General features: G+C 50.4%; 18 protein-coding genes and 2 riboswitches. Of the genes, 13 read left to right on the top strand and 5 right to left on the bottom strand.

Annotation, left to right across the window (positions count from 1 at the left end; all coding sequences use genetic code 11):
• Positions 1-50 precede the first annotated feature (50 nt).
• A complete protein-coding gene (locus ACFVSO_RS05280) occupies positions 51-995 on the bottom strand; it encodes a substrate-binding domain-containing protein (protein ID WP_387470855.1) in 945 nt (314 codons plus the stop codon).
• 174 nt (positions 996-1,169) lie between these two features.
• Between ACFVSO_RS05280 and modA the strand changes: the two genes are divergently transcribed.
• From modA to ACFVSO_RS05335, 11 genes are all read left to right on the top strand, one after another.
• A complete protein-coding gene (gene modA, locus ACFVSO_RS05285; RefSeq protein WP_387470857.1) occupies positions 1,170-1,967 on the top strand; it encodes a molybdate ABC transporter substrate-binding protein in 798 nt (265 codons plus the stop codon).
• Positions 1,967-2,632 carry a molybdate ABC transporter permease subunit gene (gene modB, locus ACFVSO_RS05290; protein WP_387470859.1) on the top strand — a complete coding sequence of 222 codons (666 nt, stop codon included), beginning with the start codon at positions 1,967-1,969 and terminating at the stop codon, positions 2,630-2,632. The genes modA and modB overlap by 1 nt, the downstream gene beginning before the upstream one ends.
• Before the next feature lie 182 nt (positions 2,633-2,814).
• A riboswitch (cyclic di-AMP (ydaO/yuaA leader) is annotated at positions 2,815-3,017 on the top strand.
• A gap of 73 nt (positions 3,018-3,090) precedes the next feature.
• Positions 3,091-3,255, top strand: a riboswitch (cyclic di-AMP (ydaO/yuaA leader).
• 126 nt (positions 3,256-3,381) lie between these two features.
• A complete protein-coding gene (locus ACFVSO_RS05295) occupies positions 3,382-3,828 on the top strand; it encodes a hypothetical protein (protein ID WP_387470861.1) in 447 nt (148 codons plus the stop codon).
• Positions 3,822-3,929 (top strand): signal peptide protein, encoded by a 108-nt coding sequence (locus ACFVSO_RS05300; RefSeq protein WP_387470863.1) that lies wholly within the window; start codon positions 3,822-3,824, stop codon positions 3,927-3,929. Before ACFVSO_RS05295 ends, ACFVSO_RS05300 begins: the two co-directional genes overlap by 7 nt.
• Positions 3,930-3,971: 42 nt before the next feature.
• On the top strand, positions 3,972-5,642 hold the full coding sequence (gene kdpA / locus ACFVSO_RS05305) for a potassium-transporting ATPase subunit KdpA (RefSeq protein WP_387471639.1): 1,671 nt from the start codon (positions 3,972-3,974) through the stop codon (positions 5,640-5,642).
• A 49-nt stretch (positions 5,643-5,691) separates the two neighbouring features.
• The gene (gene kdpB, locus ACFVSO_RS05310) at positions 5,692-7,704 is read left to right on the top strand and encodes a potassium-transporting ATPase subunit KdpB (protein ID WP_387471642.1); all 2,013 of its coding nucleotides are present in this window, start codon (positions 5,692-5,694) and stop codon (positions 7,702-7,704) included.
• 34 nt (positions 7,705-7,738) lie between these two features.
• Complete coding sequence (kdpC, locus tag ACFVSO_RS05315) at positions 7,739-8,311, top strand: potassium-transporting ATPase subunit KdpC (RefSeq protein WP_387470865.1); 573 nt, start codon at positions 7,739-7,741, stop codon at positions 8,309-8,311.
• Positions 8,312-8,386: 75 nt separating this feature from the next.
• Positions 8,387-10,702 (top strand): histidine kinase, encoded by a 2,316-nt coding sequence (locus ACFVSO_RS05320; protein WP_387470867.1) that lies wholly within the window; start codon positions 8,387-8,389, stop codon positions 10,700-10,702.
• A gap of 66 nt (positions 10,703-10,768) precedes the next feature.
• Positions 10,769-11,173: a hypothetical protein gene (locus ACFVSO_RS05325; protein WP_387470869.1), complete on the top strand. Its 405-nt coding sequence runs from the start codon at positions 10,769-10,771 to the stop codon at positions 11,171-11,173.
• A 180-nt stretch (positions 11,174-11,353) separates the two neighbouring features.
• Complete coding sequence (locus ACFVSO_RS05330) at positions 11,354-11,875, top strand: TetR/AcrR family transcriptional regulator (protein WP_387470871.1); 522 nt, start codon at positions 11,354-11,356, stop codon at positions 11,873-11,875.
• 208 nt (positions 11,876-12,083) lie between these two features.
• Positions 12,084-12,560 (top strand): hypothetical protein, encoded by a 477-nt coding sequence (locus ACFVSO_RS05335; RefSeq protein WP_387470873.1) that lies wholly within the window; start codon positions 12,084-12,086, stop codon positions 12,558-12,560.
• Between the two features lie 60 nt (positions 12,561-12,620).
• On the opposite strand, the gene ACFVSO_RS05340 is transcribed toward ACFVSO_RS05335, so the two are convergent.
• The 3 genes from ACFVSO_RS05340 to ACFVSO_RS05350 all read right to left on the bottom strand — a co-directional run bounded on the left by ACFVSO_RS05340 (position 12,621) and on the right by ACFVSO_RS05350 (position 14,613).
• Positions 12,621-13,451, bottom strand: a complete 831-nt coding sequence (locus ACFVSO_RS05340) for a hypothetical protein (protein ID WP_387470875.1) — start codon at positions 13,449-13,451, stop codon at positions 12,621-12,623.
• 1 nt (position 13,452) lies between these two features.
• Positions 13,453-14,022: an RNA polymerase sigma factor gene (locus ACFVSO_RS05345; RefSeq protein WP_387470877.1), complete on the bottom strand. Its 570-nt coding sequence runs from the start codon at positions 14,020-14,022 to the stop codon at positions 13,453-13,455.
• A 237-nt stretch (positions 14,023-14,259) separates the two neighbouring features.
• The gene (locus ACFVSO_RS05350; protein ID WP_387470879.1) at positions 14,260-14,613 is read right to left on the bottom strand and encodes a hypothetical protein; all 354 of its coding nucleotides are present in this window, start codon (positions 14,611-14,613) and stop codon (positions 14,260-14,262) included.
• A gap of 267 nt (positions 14,614-14,880) precedes the next feature.
• On the opposite strand from ACFVSO_RS05350, the gene ACFVSO_RS05355 reads away from it, so the two are divergent.
• Complete coding sequence (locus ACFVSO_RS05355) at positions 14,881-15,309, top strand: hypothetical protein (protein WP_387470881.1); 429 nt, start codon at positions 14,881-14,883, stop codon at positions 15,307-15,309.
• A 178-nt stretch (positions 15,310-15,487) separates the two neighbouring features.
• A complete protein-coding gene (locus ACFVSO_RS05360; RefSeq protein ID WP_387470883.1) occupies positions 15,488-17,776 on the top strand; it encodes an ATP-dependent helicase in 2,289 nt (762 codons plus the stop codon).
• 102 nt (positions 17,777-17,878) lie between these two features.
• On the opposite strand, the gene ACFVSO_RS05365 is transcribed toward ACFVSO_RS05360, so the two are convergent.
• Positions 17,879-21,901, bottom strand: coding sequence for a glycosyl hydrolase family 18 protein (locus tag ACFVSO_RS05365; RefSeq protein WP_387470885.1), 4,023 nt, complete (start codon positions 21,899-21,901; stop codon positions 17,879-17,881).
• Positions 21,902-22,037: the final 136 nt, after the last annotated feature.

Consider the following 22,037-nt stretch of genomic DNA (forward strand, 5'->3'; position numbering starts at 1 on the left):
TCTATTTCTATGATATGAACCAGTCCACTATGTGTAAAGATATGGATGAATTATGGCGTCTCATACAGCACTTGGCCAGTCAGAGACAGGTCATAGCCGGAGATGGAGTGCAGTTCCTGCCGGAACTCATCTGAGCGCAACACAGCCAGTAGCTCGTGAAGCCATGGCTTGCTGCGGTCGTATTTCAGAATAACCAGATCGTATCGTTCTTGCGTGAGCGGGATAAAATCCACCTGTTCCACAATGGATGCGGCTCTGGCGGTTCCCACTCCTACATCGGCTTCACCCGATGCAACCTTGGAGGCGACGGAGATATGGCTGGTGTGGATGTTGTCATAGCCAGTAATGCTCCCAGGCGAGATTCCGTTCAGCCGCAGCTGCTCATCCAGCAGTACACGCGCCCCCGACCCCACCTCTCGATTGGCGAGCCTTAGTCCGGGGAGGTTAAGATCCCGCCATGCAGTAAGGCCGTAAGGGTTGCCCTTTGACACGTACAATCCGGCAGGACGGCTTAACAGATTGACGACGATGTACGGCATGCCAATGAGCAGGCGGCGGATATAAGGGATATTATATTCGCCGCTGTCACCGTCCAAGAGATGCGTACTGACGATGTCCGCCTCCCCTCTGTACATGCTGATCAAGCTGTCTAGGCTTCCGGTATGCGAGCGCAGCGGCCGTAGCCCGGGCATGCGGCGCTCCAGATGGCTGGCGAGCATATCAAGACTGATATCCTGTCCGGTGAGGACAGGCGCTGTGCCCGTCCGATGGGCAACGATTGGAGCAGCCGTCGGAGCCGTATATGCCTCTTGTCCGGCTGACTTTGCTTTGCTGCGCTGCTTGTAGGCTTCAAGGTCAGAAGCGTCGATGCGCATTTGCTTGCCGACCCGATAGGAGGGGAGCTCACCCTTTTTAATCAGATCATAGACGGTTAGCTTTGAAATTTTAAGCAGTTGGGCGATTTCTTCCGTCGTGTAGGAGAGATGCTGAGACATGTTCGATTGTCCTCCTGGTCCGTTTTCCAATTTTGATATAGCCATTGTAGCATATTGGAGCCGGGTGAACGGAGGGCAGGAATGATATTTACAGATCGGAATAGGGGTATGTATAATGCTATTTAGATATATTTGAATATAAATAGATATAACTAGTTATTGGAGCGAGGGAGAATGAACGGAATGAAGAGAAAAGCAATTGTAATTCTGATGGCGGTTGTAATGATGTTGGTAATGACTGCTTGCGGCAAAGACTCTAAGGAGACGAAAGCGGAATTGACGATATCCGCAGCGGCAAGCTTGACCGATGCGCTGAACGAGCTGAAAGCGGCTTATGAGAAGGAACATCCAGGCGTTACGCTGTTGTTCAATTACGGAGCTTCCGGCTCGCTGCAGCAGCAGATTGAGCAAGGTGCGCCAGCGGACTTGTTCTTGTCGGCTGCGGCCAAGAACATGGACGCATTGGTGGATAAGGGACTTATAGATGCGCAGGATCGAATCAACTTGTTATCCAACGAGCTTGTTCTGGTGACGCCGGAGGGCAAAGGGGACAGTGTCGGGAGCGTACAGGATTTGTTGTCTGCTTCGGTGAGCAAGCTCGCAATAGGCATTCCAGAGAGCGTGCCTGCCGGTGCGTATGCGAAGGAAGCGCTGACGAATGCCGGTATATGGGACCAGCTTCAAGAGAAGGCGGTTCAGGCCAAGGACGTGCGGCAAGTGCTTCAGTATGTAGAGACGGGCAACGTGGATGCGGGCTTTGTCTACCGCACGGACGCACTGTCATCGGAATCGAAGACGGACATCGCTTTTGCGGCCGATCCGGACAGCTACAAGCCGATTCTGTATCCGATCGGGATCATCAAGGCGACCAAGCATGAGAAGCAAGTACGCGAATTGTACGACTACCTGCAGACGGAAGAAGCGCTCAACCTGTTCGTGAAATACGGCTTCAGCCTGCCGAAGCAGCCTTAATGAGCTGGCAATCGTTCTGGCCGCCAGTCGTACTGTCATTGCAGGTGGCACTGATCTCCAGCATTGTCGCGGCCGTGGCGGGCATTGCCGCAGCATGGTGGATGTCGAGAAGGTCATTCCGAGGCAAAATCTTGCTGGAGACGGCTTTCATGCTGCCGCTGGTGCTGCCACCCACTGTGGTCGGCTTTCTGCTGCTCGTGCTGTGGGGACGGCAAGGGATTCTTGGCAAAGCGGCAGAGTGGGTCTTCTCCGCGCCGGTTCTCTTCTCGCCATGGGCGGCTGTTATCGCTTCGATCGTAGTGGCGTTCCCGCTGGTGTACCAGACGATGAAGGTAGCGCTCGATTCGGTGGACAAGAATCTGGAGGATGCCGCACGTTCGGCAGGCGCCGGCGAGTGGAAGGTATTCCGCTATGTTACGCTGCCGCTGACGATGCGCGCCGTAATGACTGCCTATATACTCGGCTTTGCGCGCAGCTTGGGCGAGTTCGGGGCAACACTGATGATTGCGGGCAACATTCCGGGCAAGACGCAGACCATTCCTACCGCGATCTATGTCGCGGTCGATTCCGGCAATATGCCGATGGCTTGGGCCTGGACGGCTGGCATGGTCGTGATCTCGTTTGCCCTGCTGCTGGCGACGGGCGGTCTTCGGAAAAATCCATAAAAGGGCTCGCCTGCAAGGCGGAAATCGTGTGCGGCTGTGATTGCACGAGTGTAGAAGAGCTTTTCTCCGAGAAGAGCCGATGAATGCGATAAATCAGATTGCAAGGTATGGAAAATCGGTGAAAGCAGCATTTACTGCTGCTTTACACTTTCAGAAGACAGGAGTAATATTCGGATTAAGCTTTACAGCAATCGCTGAGTTTCCCGCAAGAGGCGGGAAAACGGGGGAACCATTCGCCAAGTGAACAGTCCGGTGTGAGAGCCGGAAGTTCGGATGGCAAGGGGTGAATCGCTTGCAGCGCCAGATTGGGCGCCGGCCAAGCGTAGGGCGACTCTCACCGTCCGAATCCGACAGCTAACCTCGTAAGCGTAGATGGAGAGGAAGTGGCTTGTGATCGCATTGGCGACCACAGGGGACACGTGCCTCTGTGGTTTTTTGATGCGCAAATAGGATTATGACCAAGCAACACGCTGAGTTTCTGCACAGAGCAGAAAACGGGGGAACCATTCGATTTTGCGCCAAGCGTGAAATCCCGGGGTGAATCCGGACCTGGCAGGTCCGGTAGGGCGGCTCTCACGCCCGAATCCGACAGCTAACCTCGTAAGCGATTCGAGAGAGGCCAATTGCAGCTCTTCAGCATAAGCGAAGCTTGTTTCGCTATGCCTACAGAAGAAGCCGCGAGGGACCCCTCCTTCGCAGGCTTCTTTTTTTGCGCCCAATTGGCTGAAAGGGATAAAGGAGAATGAAGAGTGAACTCGTTCCATTCAAAGCTTACGCTGGTATATGCGCCGAATGAATACGGTCGGCAATTTGTGAAGCTGTTGCTATACAAGGGCTGGCCTGTAGCGGCTTTGGTCAGCAGCGGCAGGCAACGGCGAATCCATGAGGGATTCGGAATCAGCTGCTTTATCAAGCTCGATACGAAAGACCAGGATTGTTCGCTGAAGGGCGGACAGATTCATGATGTGTATTTATTCGATAACTCTGTGCCGCTGGTTTGCAGGTACTTAAAGCTATTCCGTCCGCTTGTATCGGGCAGAATCATCGTGGTGACCCAGAATAACAGCATTCCAGGGCTATATCGGCATTTGGGAGCGGATCAGCTGCTGCATGCGTCGCTGCAGCCGGAGGAGCTTGTATCGGAATTCGAAGAGAATCGATTGGAGAAGAACGGAGAGGAGGATGCATCGTGCTAGATGTGATCTTGGTTGCATTTTTGGTTGTGCTGGTGGCTTCCGTATGGGGCCTTGCCGCTTGGTCGGCGAAGGAAACGGATAGCGGGCGGAAGGATCAATAGTTTATCCATTATGGGTGATGAAATGAGGGACTGGAAGTGACGATTGCCGGGCTTCTTTCGATTGGCATTTTTCTATTAATCGTTGTGACGTTGGCAAAGCCAACAGGATTATATATCGCGCGTGCATTCGATTATTCGCCTACAACTCTCGACCGCGCTTTCGGCTGGCTGGAGAAGCCGATTATGGCGCTTAGCGGCATCCAAAAAACGAACCAGACCTGGAAGCAATATGGGTTATCGCTCGTGTTCGCCAACGCTTTTATGATTCTGGTCGTCTATATGATCTTCCGGCTGCAGCACTTGCTCCCTCTCAATCCGGGCAACATTGCAGCTATGGAGCCTACGTTGGCGTTCAATACGGCTATCAGCTTTATGACGAATACGAACCTGCAGCATTACAGCGGGGAGAGCGGCATGTCTTATTTGGCACAAATGCTTGCAATTGTCTTCTTGATGTTCACGGCACCGGCAACGACGCTTGCCGCAGCTATGGCGTTCATTCGAGGCTTGGCTGGCAAGCCGCTTGGCAATTTCTTTGTCGATATGATTCGTTCCATTACGCGCATTCTGCTGCCGATTGCTATCGTCACATCGCTTCTGTTCGTATCGCAGGGTGTGCCTCAGACGCTGGAGCCTTCTGTGACGGCTGCGACGATGGAAGGAGCTGAACAGCATATCGCAAGAGGGCCTGTCGGATCGTTCCTGGCGATTAAGGAGCTGGGCAACAACGGCGGAGGCTTCTTCGGAACAAACTCTGCTCATCCCCTCGAGAATCCAACCAATCTGTCCAATCTGCTGCAAATGCTGCTCATGATGCTGGTGACGACAGCGTTGCCGTTTGCCTACGGGAAGATGGTTGGCAACCGGAAGCAGGGCCTTGTCTTATTTTGTGCAATGGGCGTGATGTTCCTCGTTATGATAGGAGCCTCGCTGGCCGCTGAGAGTGCCGGCAATCCCGCCCTTGGGGAGATCGGCATGGATTCGTCGCAAGGCAGCATGGAAGGCAAGGAGGCGAGGTTCGGTCTGGAGGCTTCTTCCTTGTATTCCGTCGTTACGACCGCTTCGGAGACGGGAGCTGTCAATACGATGCACGATACGCTTACGCCGCTGGGCGGGCTGGTGCCGCTGGCCAATATGATGCTGAATACGATCTACGGCGGGATCGGCGCCGGATTTATGAATGTGCTGATGTATGCCATTATCGCGGTATTTATTGCCGGGCTTATGGTGGGCAGAACGCCGGAATTTTTGGGCAAAAAAATCGAAAGCAGGGAAATGAAGCTGATCGCGATTGTTCTGCTGGTACAGCCGCTGCTCATTTTGGTGCCATCTGCAATTGCGCTCATGGTATATCCGGAGACCGTCTCGAATCCGGGTTTTCACGGTCTGACTCAGGTATTGTACGAATTCACCTCCTCCGCTGCCAATAACGGATCTGGATTTGAAGGGCTGGGCGACAATACGCCGTTCTGGAACATGATGACGGGAGCGGTTATGTTTTTCGGGCGTTATATTGGCGTTATCTTGCTGTTGGCGGTTGCAGGGTCGCTGCTCGCGAAGAAGCCGGTGCCGGATTCGATCGGCACATTCCGTACGGACCAGCCATTATTTGGCGCTCTGTTCGCAGGAACGGTCTTCGTGGTTGGCGCGCTTACGTTTTTCCCGTTTGTTGTACTGGGACCGATTGCGGAGCAATTGACCTTAATGCCATAGTGCTTTTTCGTGAAGGAGAGAGAATCTCGTGAGCCATAAAAAACAATCGATGTGGACGGGGCCGATCGCAAGACATGCGATGAAAGAGGCTTTCCTGAAGCTGGACCCGCGTCTCATGATTAAAAATCCGATTATGTTTGTCGTTGAACTTGGATTTGTAGTTGCGCTATTATTGGCGGTATTCCCGGATGCGCTGGGGTCCTCGGATATCGATGCCTGGTTCAACCTTGCGGTGGCTGCCATTCTGCTCTTGACCATTCTGTTCGCCAACTATGCGGAAGCGCTGGCGGAGGGTCGGGGCAAGGCGCAGGCTGACTCATTAAGAAGCGCGAAGAAGGAGATGCATGCGCGGAAAGTGGCGGGCTCCCGCATCGAGACGGTGCCATCGCATACGCTGCGCAAGGGTGATATTGTGCTGGTCGAGCAGGGAGAGCTGATACCTGCTGATGGCGAAGTCATCGAGGGGCTCGCTTCCGTAGATGAGTCGGCGATTACAGGAGAATCGGCGCCAGTGATGAAGGAAGCGGGCGGCGACTTCAGCTCGGTCACAGGCGGTACAAGGGTCGTCAGCGACCGGATCAAAGTGCGTGTCACCAGTGATCCCGGCGATTCGTTCCTGGACCGGATGATCTCCCTTGTAGAGGGCGCGAAGCGGCAAAAGACGCCGAACGAGATTGCGCTTAACACATTGCTTGTGACTTTGACGGTCATTTTTATGATCGTTGTCGTGACGCTGCCTTTTTTTGCGCGGTACTTGGGCATTACGCTTGAGGTGCCTGTGTTGATCGCTTTGCTTGTGTGCCTCATCCCGACCACGATTGGCGGATTGCTGTCCGCGATCGGCATTGCCGGGATGGACCGCGTGACGCAGTTCAATGTGCTGGCGATGTCGGGAAAGGCCGTAGAGGCTGCCGGCGATATTAATACGATTATTTTGGATAAAACAGGCACGATTACGTTCGGTAACCGGATGGCTAGCGAGTTCCTTCCTGCTGAAGGAACGACGCTGGAAGAGCTTGCAGGCTGGGCAGGGATATGCTCGCTGAAGGATGAAACGCCAGAAGGCCGTTCTGTACTGGAGCTGAATAAGCGTCTCGGGATCGAATCGGATGCTGCCTTCCTTGATGGGGCTGAGGTTGTGGAATTCAGGGCAGAGACCCGTATGAGCGGTCTCGATTTGAAGGATGGCCGGAGAGTCCACAAGGGCGCGGTCAATGCCGTGAGGAAATGGGTGGAGGAACAAGGCGGTTCCATTCCCGCAGGCTTGAAGGAAAGGGCCGACGAGGTGGCCTCGCAAGGCGGAACGCCTCTGGCAGTCGCGGTGGAGGCACGCTTGTACGGCATTATCTACTTGAAGGATACGGTCAAGCCCGGCATGAAGGAACGCTTCCAACAGATGCGGGAGATGGGCATCAAGACGATTATGTGTACAGGCGATAATCCGCTCACAGCGGCTACGATTGCGAAGGAAGCGGGGGTCGACGATTATATCGCCGAGAGCAAGCCGGAGGATAAAATCGCCGTCATCCGCAGGGAACAGGCTGCAGGCAAGCTGGTTGCGATGACGGGTGACGGCACCAATGATGCACCGGCACTGGCTCAAGCTGATGTGGGCATTGCGATGAACAGCGGTACGGTGGCGGCCAAGGAAGCGGCTAATATGGTCGATCTGGATTCCGATCCGTCCAAAATCATTGAAGTCGTCGCCATCGGCAAGCAGCTTCTGATGACCCGGGGTGCTCTGACGACCTTCAGTATTGCGAATGATATCGCCAAATATTTTGCGATTATTCCTGCGATGTTTATCGTGGCCATTCCGCAGATGAGCGCTCTTAATGTGATGCAGCTGGCATCGCCTGAATCAGCGATTTTATCGGCATTAATTTTTAACGCTATTATTATTCCGCTGCTGATCCCCCTAGCGATGAAAGGAATTGCCTATAAGCCGATGTCATCCTCCAAGCTGCTGAGCCGTAATCTGCTGCTCTACGGCGCGGGGGGAGTGATTGTCCCTTTTGCCGGGATTAAGGCGATTGATATGATCGTTCAACTATGGGTGTAAAAAGCAGTTGAGATGTTCTAAGGAGGCTAGGAGCATGGTATCCATAATAATCCGCAGCAGCTTGGTGCTCATGCTGCTGTGCGGAGTCATCTATAATATCGCCGTGACGGGAATTGCCCAGCTGGCTATGCCTTATCGCGCTGACGGAAGCTTGCTCTTGAACGAGAAAGGTCAAGTGATTGGTTCAGAGCTGATCGGGCAATCATTCACAGAGCCGGGATGGTTCCATGGACGCGTATCCAGCATTGGCTATGCGGCTGATGGCTCGGGTACCCCGAATTATGCGCCATCGAACCCGGAGCTGCTGGCACGGATGCAAGCGTCAGCAGAGGAGTGGAGGCAGGCTAACCCGAATATACCGCTCGGCCAAGTTCCGCAAGACTTGCTTACGAATTCGGGCTCTGGACTGGACCCGCATATTAGCGTGGAGGCAGCGCTGGCCCAAATTCCGCGCGTCAGCCAGTGGAGCGGCGTATCTGCGGAGACACTTAAGCAATTGGTTCAGGAGCAAACCAAGGAAAAAGAGCTCGGTGTGTTCGGCAAACGTGTTGTGAACGTACTGCTCCTTAATCTGGAGCTGAAAGATCAGGTCGAGCCGGCTGGCTAAGCAGGGCTTATGGAGCCCTGAGTCTCGTCCGTAAGGGCGAGACTCAGGGTATTTGCGTAGAAGGGAGGCGCGCGTATGAATGAGTATCGGCGCAAGACGCCGGAGGAGCTGCTGCAATCCATAGCAGGCCTTCATCGGGGCAAGCTTAAGGTATATATCGGAGCGTTCACCGGTTCAGGCAAAACTTATCATATGCTGCGCGAAGGGCACGAGCTGTTGCAGCAAGGTATAGATGTCGTCTATTGCGCCGTCACGACGTCGGCCAGGCCGGAGACGAAGCAGCAGCTGGAAGGGCTGGAGCGAATTCCGAGCCTGAAGTGGATGAAAAAGGGCTCTGAGATGAAGGATTTGGATCTGAATGTGATTCTCGCCCGTAATCCAGAGGTTGTGCTGACGGACGGATTGGCGCATCGGAATCAGCCGGGCTCTGCCAGACCATCACGGCTTGAGGATATTAAGCATCTGCTGGCTAATAGCATCAGTGTGATCGTAACGGTAAATGCGATCGAGCTGGAGGGAGCACGCTTGCTGGCCAAACAGCGGGTGGAGCTTGAATCGGCGGATACGGTGCCTGACGATGTGCTTGCAACAGCCCATGAGGTGCGGCTTATTGACGTATCGCCAGAGACGATGCTCAAGCGGATCGGGGATGGCAGCTTGGGCAGCAAAATTCCTGCCCCCCTCTTCAGCCGCGGCAGCTTGGCCATTCTGCGCGAAATTGCTCTCCGACATATGGCGGAAGGGGTAATCGGAACGCTCGAAAAGCATCGGGAAGAGGAAGGGCTGACGGGTCCTTCCGGCGTAGGAGAGCGGATATTGGTCGCCGCTCAATATCATTGGAACGGCTCAATCTATGTCAGGCGCGGCCATCAGATTGCCAAGCGTCTGAATGGGGAGCTGACAGTGGTTGCCTTCGTAAAAATAGGGACACGTCTTACCCGGGAGGCGGAATCGTTTCGCCAATCGATGAAGAAGCTGTGCCATAAGCTGAATGCTCCCTTCAGCGAGCTTCCGCTCCAGTCCAGGAGGAAACTGTCCGGTCAATTGCTGGATTATGCGAGGTCTAATCAGATTACGCGTATCGTGCTCGGCCATTCCAAGCAAACCCGCTGGCAGGAGTGGCGAAGCGGCTCCGTCATCCATAGCTTACTGAGCAAGGCGATAGGAATCGATCTGTTCATCGTAGCTGACCGTACGGAGCTGGATGGCGAGCGCATGCTGCCTGTGCGGAATAATGAAAAGCCAAGCAGCCGTTACCGGAGACTGAGCGGGCCGGAGATCGAAAGGAAAACACAGTCTATTCGCAGAGGAAGATTTAAGGTATACATGGGGGCTGCTCCCGGCGTCGGTAAAACGTATGCCATGCTGCGAGAGGGGAACAGCCTGTTAGCAGAAGGGGTCGATATAGTCATTGGCCTCCTGGAGACCCATGGCCGCAAGGATACAGCCGAGCAGATAGGGGGGCTTTCGGCCATCCCTCAGAAGCGGGTGGATTATCGGGGAACGGTGCTGCATGAGATGAACCTTGAAGCTATCTTGGAGAGGCACCCGGAAGTAGTGTTGGTGGACGAACTGGCGCATACGAATGTTCCGGGTTCGGCTTATAAGAAACGCTATGAGGCTGTTCAGATACTGCTCGACTCGGGCATATCGGTCATCTCCACGATGAATGTACAGCATCTGGAGAGTCTAAATGATGCAGTAGCCGGGGCAATTGGCGTGCGCGTAAGAGAGACGGTACCGGACAGCATTCTGGGTGGGGCGGATGAGGTCGTGCTGATCGATGCGCCCCCCAGTCTGCTTCGGCAGCGGCTGAAGGACGGTAAAATCTATGCACAAGAGAAGGTTGAACAGTCGCTATCGCACTTCTTTCGGGAAGTGAATCTCATTGCCCTGCGGGAGCTTGCGCTTAGGGAGGTGGCGGATGACGTTGATGAGCGACTGGAAGCCTGGCAGAGAAGCGGGGCTTTGCGCGGTCCTTGGCGTAGAAAGGAAGTGATCGGAGTATTTGTTTCCTTGGATGATCAAGCGGAAAGCTTAATTCGCCGAGGATTTCGCATTGCGCACCGGCTTAAGGCGAATTGGCATACGATTCATATCGATACAGGCGTGTCTAAGAAACAGAAAGAGGATCAGGCGTGTATCAAATCTCTTCAAGCATTGGCCGAGCGGCTTGGTGGCAGCTTCGTGCTGCAGTCCGCTCCCGGTGCGCGTAGTGTAGGCAGAGAGGTAGTTGCGGCTGCCAAGCGGCTGGGCTGCTCTCAGCTGGTGCTTGGCCAGCCGGTGCGTCATTGGCATAGGGCACTTGGGGGTAGGAGCATTATGAGGACGGTTATGGCAGACGCCAGATCGATGGATGTGCTGCTGGTAGGGAGAACGAGTGAGAAATAAGTTTGGATGTCATAGAGGAAACATTTGTCTCATTTTAAACGTTATTCATACGAGGGAGGGAGAGACATGAAGAAAAAGACAAAGATTGGACTCTGGGCAGCGTCTGCAGTCGCGGTACTATGCCTTGTATGGGCGGGCGGCAACATACTTCAGAATAGCGGTGTGCTCAATTACATGCGCGGATTTACGGTGCAGGTAGAGAATCAAACGGAGCACGACATCGTCATTGTCGAGGCAGGTCTAGTTAGCGGAGATTCCAAGGATACAATCAATCGTACCATTAAGAGCGGCGAGCGGCTCTCCTTCAAGCCGAATCTTGAGCTTGCTGGCGAAAACGGCGTGTATATGAATCACACTAATGCTAGCGGAGAAATCGTCACGACCGGCGTATGCGGGTATACGGAGACGTTGTCCGGCAGCGCTAAAGTTGTCATTGGCGAGGCGGTTACTGTGGAGCAGAATTGTTACTAGTAGATAAAATAGTGATAAGAAAGCTCAGCCGTCATAGCGGATGAGTTTTTTCATTGCGGCGAGCAGAAGTGTGTTCAGGTTGCGTAGTTCTTGCTATCATGATCCAGCTATACTATACTGGGTATAATAATTAGTAATTGGTTGATCAATAAAGTTATGGTGAAAAGGAGTGCCTATTCAATGGTTCGAGGCATAACGGCATCCAATCGTAGAGACGATATTATAGTGGCGGCGATCGAGGTGTTCGCAGAACTTGGCTATTATCGGGCGACAACGGCGCAGGTCGCGGAGAAGGCGGATATTTCGCAGCCGTATGTATATCGCTTTTTCACAAAAGAATCACTGCTCGTTGCAGCTCTTGAGCTGTCTTGGGAACGCATCCTGAAGGCCTTTCAACGGGTCATTACCGACACTTCTGTGCCGGAACAACTGGAGATCAGCTTGATTCGAGCCTATGAAGGAGTTATGGAATCTCACCGCCATGAAATACTTCTGCAAATGCAGGCGCTGACGATCCAGGAGCCAGTTGTGCGCGAGGCGATGCGAGTAGGCATGGATCAAGTGCAGACGTTGGTACGCGATGCCTTCCAGCAGGCGGGAATCACCGAGGCGGGTGATAGAACATCCAATTTTCTCGCAAGAGGCCAACTGTGCAATGTATCGATGGCGTTGGATATGCCGCAGTTGATGAAGAAAAAGTAACGGATTCGAACAGATTATTTAAGCAAAATGTGCGACTCAGATAGTACGAAACAGCCCAACGGTAACCGTTCATCGGTTATCGTTTTTTTCATTCAGCAGGATAGAACAACCGAATGTTGAAAATTTATGAAAAATAAATGTAACCTGATTAATCATTAATTCGTTTAAGTATTATCAACCTATTACACAAACGAAGGGAATGGTTAGGATGGTAAAAATCAAACGTTTCTCAAAAACAGCAATTAGTCTAATGCTCGCACTTGTACTTGTCATGGTTCCACAACTCGCCACCGCCGGAGAAGCAACTGTACCACAAACCTCTCCACCCCCTATGATGGTGCAGCCAATGGCTGTATTTGAAGGCTATACTTATTTGAAGTCTTCCAATGTAACTCTAACGATTGGCTCTAGTCTTAATGCACAGGTCTCTGCTAATACGTATGCGAAATCACCCGTCTCTGATTTAGGCGGGACGATACAATTGCAAGAATGGTCTGGAACCAGCTGGATTAATCTTATCCCAACGTCTCCTTATTCCGCTAAAAACACAAATTCAATATCTGGGCATATGTCCAAGTCTGTAAGAAGCGGATACTACTATAGAGCGAAGGTAACGCATTTCGCGACACATAACGGAACGACTGAAACGGCAATTGAATATTCGGACACAGTTATGGCGCCGTAATACCTCACATTGAAAAGAAAGAAGGACTGGGCATTAGTAAGGCCCAGTCCTTCTTGTATTTTATTTGGGCATTTTTTCAATAACTTCCTTGGATATCGTTGTCGCCTCTTCTTTACTGAGCGGACCTGATATAGATACATGTATATCATCTATCAAGAACTCTTGGGCAATGTACCCATCATTCGTTGTGAAGATATAAGTTTCTGTAGTACCGATTTTTAATGTATCCATTTTTATGGTTGGTCCGCCTCCGGATGTCATGACAGAGTTTTCTAACAATCTTAAAAAGCCTATTGTATAGTTAATTCCATCAGCATCCGTGTAGACGACCGTTACCCCAAGCGGGATTTGATTGTTTAAAAAGACACCTACTTCATATAATTGATAACCTTCAGCTATATATGTTATTGCTGGTATAGGAAAGTCAATGTTATCGGATGCTTCCTCTAATGTCGAGAACCACATATAGCTGTCCTGCGGGTTATCGGAGTAATATTCCCTATCAGTGTTATTATCAGTCTTATGCTGAGTGGATACATCATTTCCGGTAGCAGGGTTATAATCAGGCGGAGGCGGTGTTTTGGGAACGGTTTTAGATGCATGATCCTCACCAAACATAATTCGCACAACGTCGTCCTTAATGGTCACAACAGCTTTGAATAATGGTTGAAATGCGTTTGACGCTGTAGGCGTGCCGAACAAAAACGCACCTAGAAGAAACGAAGCTGCCACATAGGGCAAGGCACGAAGCTGAGACCTTCTGCGTTTTTTCTTGGCAAGCTGCTGTTGAAGTTTTTCCCAGGAGGGTCCGGCATCAGGGGTGAAATTATGGCTCTGAACACTCTCCTCAAAGGCCTGGTCGAATAGTTTATCGAACTCCTCTTTGTTCATCCTAGTCACCCCACTTCTTGGAAAAGGTTCGTTTCATCGCTTCTCTTGCCCGGTACAGCTTATATTTCACGCGTTCTTCAGTCGTCTCAAGCTCAGTCGCAATCTCCCGGTAGCTGAGATCTTTCTTCCATCTTAATTCAATTAACGCCTTGTACTCCGGCCGCAGCTCATTCAAGCATTGGCTGATCGTCTCCGTCATAAGCTTCAGCTCTACTTCCTTCTCCAGTGAAGCCATCTCGGTGGACATCGGCGCGCTTTCATTTATATAAACACTCTCTGAGTCAATCTCGTTGCGATTTTTTTTCGTTTTTCGAAAATAATTATAGACCATGTTCCGAACGACTACCTTCAGCCAGCTTTTTAGCTGAGCTTCATTCTCGGCGCGCGGTACACTGTCTATAATTTTGATGAATGAATTTTGAATAATATCTTCTGTCGCAGCATGATCCTTAACCATATATATAATTGGAGAATATACGAATTGATAAAACTCCTCGTAGATCTCCTTTTGAAGCTGCGGGCTAAGCGCGTGGTAGTTAGCGCCTGACAGAAGGAACAGCTTGCTTTCCACAGGTAATGCGACCCCCTTACGGATGCATATGGAATTCGGTAGTTTGGAAGATCGTGTAAGTCTATGCCTCCTGCCATTATACCGTATATGGGGGTTAATGTATTACAGAAAAATTAGACAATATTCCATTTATGGAGTATGCAGGTTTTAAGGGACGATAAAAAAGACGAAGTAAAAAGTATGCTTCGACATATGACTTTTATTAAAGGGATCTAAACAAAAAGAAATAGTAGGGAATTAATTGTAAAACGATTTGTAGTCAGGCGGAGGTGCGGTTTTGGGGATTATGTTTTTCTTATGAGCGGGCTCATTGTCAGAGATCCCTAGAACATCTTGTTTAATTACAGTTGCAACGTGCTGGAAGGCATCGGAGATCGTCGGAGTTCCAAATAAAAAAGCACCAAGTAAAAAGGAAATCGCGAAGTAAGGCAGCACTTTGAATATGGAAATGCTCTTCCTGCTGTTAGTTTTCTTCGCAAGCTTCTTCTGAAGCCGTGTCCAGGACTCTTCAGTATCGGGGACAAAACGGGTAAGCTTGACACTTTCACGAAAGGCATGGTCAAATTTCGCTTCAAGTTCTTCTGTTTTCATCCCCGCGCCCCGCTTTCATGACAATAGTATAGAAGTGCATAAGTGGTATCCACTATATAAACACTTGAAAATAGTTGTTCGTTGCACTTTTTCTAGAAATTTTATAATAACTTGTTAGTAGTGTGGCGGGTTGTGTGATGCCAGATTCCCCACTAATCATATGGGTTAAATGAATTATTTTAAAATAATTCGACAAAATTCCGCTACTTTCTTGTTGTTTCGCGTGTTATAGAGGTAAATCTTGCGACGAGCCTGCGGAGGTGACTTATGAAGAGATGGGTGCTGCTGTTGCTGTTGATTATTTTTGTGTGCATACCCATCGTATATGAGCAGGATGGTGCTGAGTTAATCCAAGAAATGGCGGCGGAAGAAATCGGATATTATCATGTCTATGTGTTCTGGGACAATGAGGACGCAGAAGAATCATCGCTCCCTGAATCTTTGCTCCGTCCATTCGATTCCGAGACTTTCCGCCAATCCTTGCATATAGCGAGACTGCAACTTGTCCAGTTAAACCATGATGATCCTAATTACCGCTATGCGAAAGTTTTTGAAATGAAACGTACACCTACCTATGTTTTGTTAGACCATCAAAAGGTTTTGCTGGAGACTACCGAGATTGAAGATATCCCTCGCTATATACACGGAGATACAACCTGGTTAAGTTTGAAGAGAGAAGTCAAGTCTGCGCGCTAGCCGACTGCGCTCTAGAGCCGCTGCCATGCAGGCAATGCCTGTGTATACAGCGGCTTTTCTAATGGAAACAAATGGTGACCCGTCCAGCTCCGCGTATCCAACCCTTTCCTGAGAGGATAGGAAGCTAGAATATGCTATAATAGCCACATTGTTTTTGTACGGAAGGGATCGGGGAGTTATGGGCAAATTAGAGCGTTTCCTGGAGCGCAAGCAGGGGGAGCTTGGCGTAGGACTAAATGAAGTGCAGAAGCAAGCCGTAGGGCAAGCGGAAGGGCCGTTATTGCTGCTGGCATCGCCTGGTTCGGGCAAGACGACGACCCTTATTATGCGAATCGGTTATTTAATCGAAGAGCTTGGAGCTGAGCCGGCGCGAATCAAGGCGGTCACGTTCAGCCGGGCATCCGCGAGAGATATGAAGGAGCGTTTCTCGCGTTTCTTCCCGTTGTTGGAACCCGTGGATTTTTCCACGATTCATAGTCTTGCTTTCGAGATTGTGCGTACACACTTCTACAAGTCGAGAACCGCTTATGACATCATCGAAGGAGCTCTGGAGATTGAAGAGGAGGACGGTGCGCAAGGAACGGAGAAGCCGTTGCCTCTTCACAAACGGATTATTTTGCGCAATTTGTTCAAGGAAGTTGTCGGCGAAAATGCAACGGATGATGCGATGGAGGAACTGACGACTTATATCAGTTATGTAAAGAACAAGATGCTGCCCCTGGAGCAATGGGCGAGCGTCAAGGTTGACGTACCTAAAGCCGAGCAGATCCTGCGCGAATACGAGTTGTTCAAGCGCAATGGAACGCCAAAGCTTCTTATTGACTTTGACGATATGCTGACGATAGCTAATGATGTGCTTGAGAAGGATGGAGCAATGCTCCGCAAGCTGCAAAGCCGCTATGATTATGTCATGACGGATGAAAGCCAGGATACATCGATGGTGCAGCATGCCATTATCGAAAAGCTGGTGAAATCGCATCGTAATCTGTGCGTAGTGGCGGATGATGACCAGTCCATCTACAGTTGGCGGGGAGCGGAGCCTACTTATTTGCTCAATTTCAAGAATATATATCCGGACGCAGTTACGCTGTATATGGTGCAAAATTATCGTTCCTCGCCTGAAATCGTTTCAACTGCCAACACCTTTATCAAGCGCAATAAGAATCGCTACGTTAAAGAGATGTTTACCCATAATGCGTCTCATCAGCCTATTACCTTCAAGACGCTTCGGGATTACCGGGAGCAGGCGAAGCATGCAGTTCGGGAAATAGCGAAGATCGAGAAGCTCTCTGAGACCGCCGTGCTGTACCGGAACAATTCATCGTCGATCGCGCTTATGAATGAATTTGACCGTGCGGGTATTCCGTTCTATATGAAGGATGCGGACAATCGTTTTTTCTCCCATTGGGTGATTGAAGATGTATTGAACTTCATGCGTATGTCCTATACGGACAAGCGGGCGGATATCCTGGAGAATATTCATTTGAAATTCAACGGCTACATTAGCAAGCATCAAATGTCCGTGTTGAAATCGATTGATAACGGAGAGTCTGTCTTCGATAACCTGCTGACGATCGCACAGCTTCATGACTATCAGATCAAGCCGCTTCAAGAGGCGAAAGAGACGTTCCGAGAGATGAACGGCATGCCGCCTCTGCATGCCATTCGCGTCATTCGAACGCGACTTGGATATGAGAAGGCATTGGAGAAGTTATGTGAGCGGCTTGGTTTCCGCAAGGAGTACCTAATCGGCATATTGAATACGCTGGAGGATATTGCGGAGGGGCTGGAGACGATGACCGATTTTGCGGCTCGTCTCAAATACTTGGAGAAGGTGCTGAAGGGTGCGAAGTCGAGGAAAGGGCAAAATGCCGTAACGTTTTCTACGTTCCACAGCGCCAAAGGACTGGAGTTCGATCATGTCTATATGGTGGATCTGATCGAAGGCATCATCCCAGCTTCGGATGACGGCAAGAAGGGGGGAGATGGGAATTCTCCTGCTATGGAGGAGGCGGTTCGACTCTTCTATGTCGGCATGACACGTGCGCGTAAAACGCTGGAGATGATCACGTATGGACAGCGTGACGGAGAGCAAGCGACGGAGTCTTCTTTCATGTCAGCGATACAGGATATTATGGACCCTGGCCGGATATCGACCCGAGCAACGGCAGGCTCGGAACGCCAATCCAGCTTATCTGCTGCTGGCGAGTCTCGGCGCAACACAGTTAGGCTGAAAAGCACAAGCTTCACAAGCAGCAGGGAGCCCGCAAAGGCTGAAGCGAATCCCAACGCTGTCAAAGACCCGGCCGAGCTGGAGGCAGGAGCAAATGTGCGACATCGTGTATTTGGAGTGGGGTGCATAGAGCGTGCTGATAATGAGAGCATCGTCATTCGATTCGGGGAGAACAATGTGAAGACGCTGGCTGTGGCGATGTGTGTGGAGAGAGAGCTGTTGGAGCTGGTGTGAGCGCTAGGGAGGCAAGCGGGGCAGGCATAACATGTAAGGCTAGGTATACAAAAAGAGGGACGGTACAGGCTCAGGCCTGTTCCGTCCCTTTCTATTACATGATTATACTTTGTCCAGCTTGTGGGCTTCCAAAATGCGGATGACGATGACAGCTGCTTGAGCTTTCGTCAGATCAGCTTTCGGATCGAAGGTTGTGCTGGATTTGCCGATCATAATGCCTTCTTGAACAGCAAGCGCGACAGCAGATTTCGCATATGCGGCGATATCTTTAGCGTCAGCGAATGCGTTCAGCTTCGATGCATCAGCATCTGTCTTCACGCCCAGGTAGGAAAGGACGTTCGTCAGAATAACGGCGATGTCTTGACGGCTGATCGTGCTGTCTGGATCGAAAGCCGTCTCGGACTTGCCTTGAATCAGGCCCAGCTTCTTCGCAGCAGCGATGTCGCCAGCGTACTTGGAATTGGCAGCAACATCCTGGAATGGAGCTGTGCCATTCTCGGGCAGGATACCAAGACCTTTGACGATCATGGACGTGAATTCAGCGCGAGTAATGCTGCTGCTTACGCCGAATGTGTCTGCAGACTCGCCTGCAAGCAGAAGCTTGGCTGCAGCGCGTGCCACTGCATCCTTGGCCCAAGCAGCGGTTGCATCCTTGTACGAAATGCTGGATTGTACGATCGTATAGATGCTATTGCCGCTGCGCTTCAGCTCAGCTGTTACTTTGTCGTTAGACAGCTTTGTGAATAGGGTTGGAACTGGACGGAATGTGTTAGTAGTTGGGTCGTACACAACGCCAGTTGCATTTGCCGTATTCACATCCGCAGCTGCCAGTGTAAAGATGCGGCTTAGCGAATACTTGCCAAAGTCTGTAATTTCCTCAAGCTTGCCATCGGAAGTATGCTTCGAAATTTTGAAGTCAAGCGGTTGAGCCAGAAGCTTCAGTCCGCTATCCTTAGCCAGTTTCTCTGCAGCTTCTGCAGCACTTGCAGATGCAGGTGTGATCGAAATTTGCAGGTTAACGCCAAGTGGAAGCGCGTGTGCCGGAATGACATAGGTTACACCGTTCCAGACGATGGACAATTGAGCGTTGTCGCCTTTTGCAGCCAGAGCAGTTACTACTGATTGAGGCAATTCAACTTCAATCGATTTGGCTTCTTTGTCTACGGATAATTTAAAAGCAGTTTCTTTTGAGCCATTAATCGTTTGAACAGAAATACCTTCTTGGATGTTAATTACCCACTTGCCATCGTTTTTCGTAATGGAGGCATCCAGTTCCGTAGTTGTATCTCCGGAACCCGTTGGAGGCGTTACAACTGGCGTACCTGTCAGTTCTGCTGTCTTGATTTTAACCGGATTGCTCATCGGTGAAACTTCAGCAATTTTATTATCGGCATTTTTTACAGCCAAGATGGTTACTGTATACTCCGTGTTGGCTGCAAGATTTGTTAGGGATATTTTTGTATCAGTGATTGTTTTAACGTAAGTGTAGTTGTTAAAGATTTCATAAGAGCTTGCGCCTTCAACGGCATCCCATTGTACAGTAAATGAGTTTGTGCTAGAGCTTACTTTTTTAGCATTTTGCGGTGCTTTCAGTGCCGCTTCGTTTGCTTTTCCGTCAATCGGGAGATCCTTGACGAGTTGAGTTGTTAGCGTTCTGTTTTCATCATTTGTAATATCCCAGCTCATGACGCCTGCCAGGTTCAACGTTTTCACAAGGGAAGCTGTATACATCATGGTTGTCACGTCGTTGTAGCCAATAAACAGCTTGTCTTCCTTGCTGTATACATACGATACTTTGGATGCTTCATTCCAATAATGTTGGAATTTAGGGTTCTTTAAGTAGTTATCTTCAATGTCATCGTATTCGAATAGCCCGCTTTCCCATGTACCAAAATCAGCAAAAGCTTCGCATTCCTGATATTGTCCGGCTTCAGGACAACCAATCCATCCCTTGCCGTAATACGGCACGCCCAGTACCAGCTTATGAGGCTCAACGCCTCCGTTCAAGTGGCCGACTGCTCCTCCTCTTACGTTGTTGCGCTTAGCGGATGCGCCTGGATGCTTCGGATCATAGTAAAGCGGCGAGTTATGATGAGCCAGCTTAGTCCAGGAACCGCTGAAGTCGTAAGTCATAATATTAACGAAGTCCAGATATTTGGACGAATTCGGCAGATCTGCATTGGCGATGAAGCTATCGGCTTGCAGAGAAGCGATCGTCAGCAAATAATATTTGCCATCTTCGGAGCCGGCTGCATCCAGCGCTTCACGAACGGTCTTCATGAGCAAGGTGAAATTGACATTATCTTCAGGACGATGAATGTTGTCGGATTCGCCGCCTTCAACCGGGTACTCCCAGTCAATGTCCAATCCATCCAAACCATATGCTCTCAAAAACTTAACGGCAGAAGCAGCGAATGCGCGTCTTGTTTCTTCAGAAGCAGCCATATCCGAGAAGTGGTTGGAGAACGTCCAGCCTCCTACAGATACTAGCAATTTCAGATGAGGGTTCTCTTCTTTAATGGCAGCAAATTTATTGAAGTTTTGAATATCCACCATTTTATCTCCGACAATCATTTCGCCGTCATGTACATAACGGTCTTGAAGCGGGATGTCGTAAGGAAGTTCCTCGGCATCTTCAGACTTGTCCACCTGGCAGTCTCTGCCGTTAGATCCAACTTTTTTCCAACAAATATCCGCGAAGGCGTAGTTAATGTGCGTAACCTGCGAAACGTCCATGTCTTCTGGCTGGAAGTTTCTTGAATCTGCGCTTGTATAAGCCGCCCAGGAAATGTAGTACGTTACGTTAGTATAGTTGCTTCCAGGAACCACAATTGCAGTGCTGCTGGATTCTGAGGTCCACAGACTGTTCTTGGCTTTAATCGTAAAGCTATACGTTTGGCCTTCTTTCAGGCCAGAAGCGGAATAACGGCTTGTATCGCTAGTTCCAACAAGTTTTCCGTCTTGGTAGATCTCATAGCTGGCAGCTCCGGCTACAGGCGCCCATCCGAGCGCTGCAGTAGTGCTGTTCGATGTAATAACCTGAAGCCCTTGAGGAGCATCGAGCTGTCCCCATTTCAAAGAAACGATATTACTTTTCTCAGAAGTTTCAGTAGGTCCTCCAGCCGCAGCTGCTTGAGCGCCGACCATAAATTTGTAGAGGGTGCCTGCTGTCGTGTTTGGTACGGTATAGGTGATTTCCATCACATCGGTTCCGTCATATTTTCCGCCGCCCCAGCCGCCATTGACATAAAGGTCATATCCATTGGCGCCTGGGCTAACTGTCCAGCTTAGTGTTACTTTATTTTCTACAATGCTTTTAATATGAAGGTTTTGAGGCGGCGTAAGCGGAGCCGGCTCGTATTCGCTGGCATCCGCCAGTGTAGTAAAGGTAATTCGGTTACTCTTTTGTTCCGGCTTCAAGCTGGCATATTGGACTCCGTTAGGGCCAATAATCCAGGAGTAAGTTGTTTCCGGCTTGAGACCGCCAACTACGCTACCTCCTACTTGTGTAAATCCGCTATACGGGTCTTGACCTGCAATTGGCGGATCGGCCCAGATCCAGTAGTGGTCTGTCTTATGGGCAGGGTCGAATTCGATTTTTGCTGTGTTATGAGTCACTTCCACGGCACGCAAGTTTGTTGCTCCTGCAGTACCGGTAGAGCCTGTAGGTGTACCGTCCAACGTTTTAAACTCAACAAAATTACTTCGTTCTACACGGGTGAAAGGTCTCTTATACCAAGTGGAATATAATTTATAAGTCGTATTTGGTTGCAAGTTGGTTAGAGAAACGCTTCCATCTTTACCGGAAGCCAGATAGTTATTGATATCTTCATCCTTTGTTTCTTCTTTTACAAAATACCAGATATCCGCGTCAGCCAGCCCATCGGCAGTTTCCCACTTGAGGGTTGCTGTAGTAGCCGTTACGGAGCCATCAACTACAGACAAGTTCTGTGGTACTGTAGGCGGCGCGCTCTCGTCCGCTGCTGCTGTCTCTTCTTCTGCCTCTTCTTCTGTAGCTGCTTCACCGGATGGTTCGCCTTCAGACTGTTGCTGCTCTTGCGTGACTTCTTCCGGCGCGGCGGCTTCCTCGGCGTAAGAGACGGATTGCAACAGAGGGCTCAGCATGATTGCTAGAGCCAAGAAAACAATAAATAGTAGCTTAAGTTCTTTTTTGCGTGCAGCAAAATACACCATATCACCTCATTGTAATAGTCTGTCCTCGCGGCATGACGTGTCAGCCGCTGGCAGGTGTTGCGGCGGA

The organism is Paenibacillus sp. NPDC057967, assembly GCF_042887015.1.
GTDB lineage: Bacteria > Bacillota > Bacilli > Paenibacillales > Paenibacillaceae > Pristimantibacillus.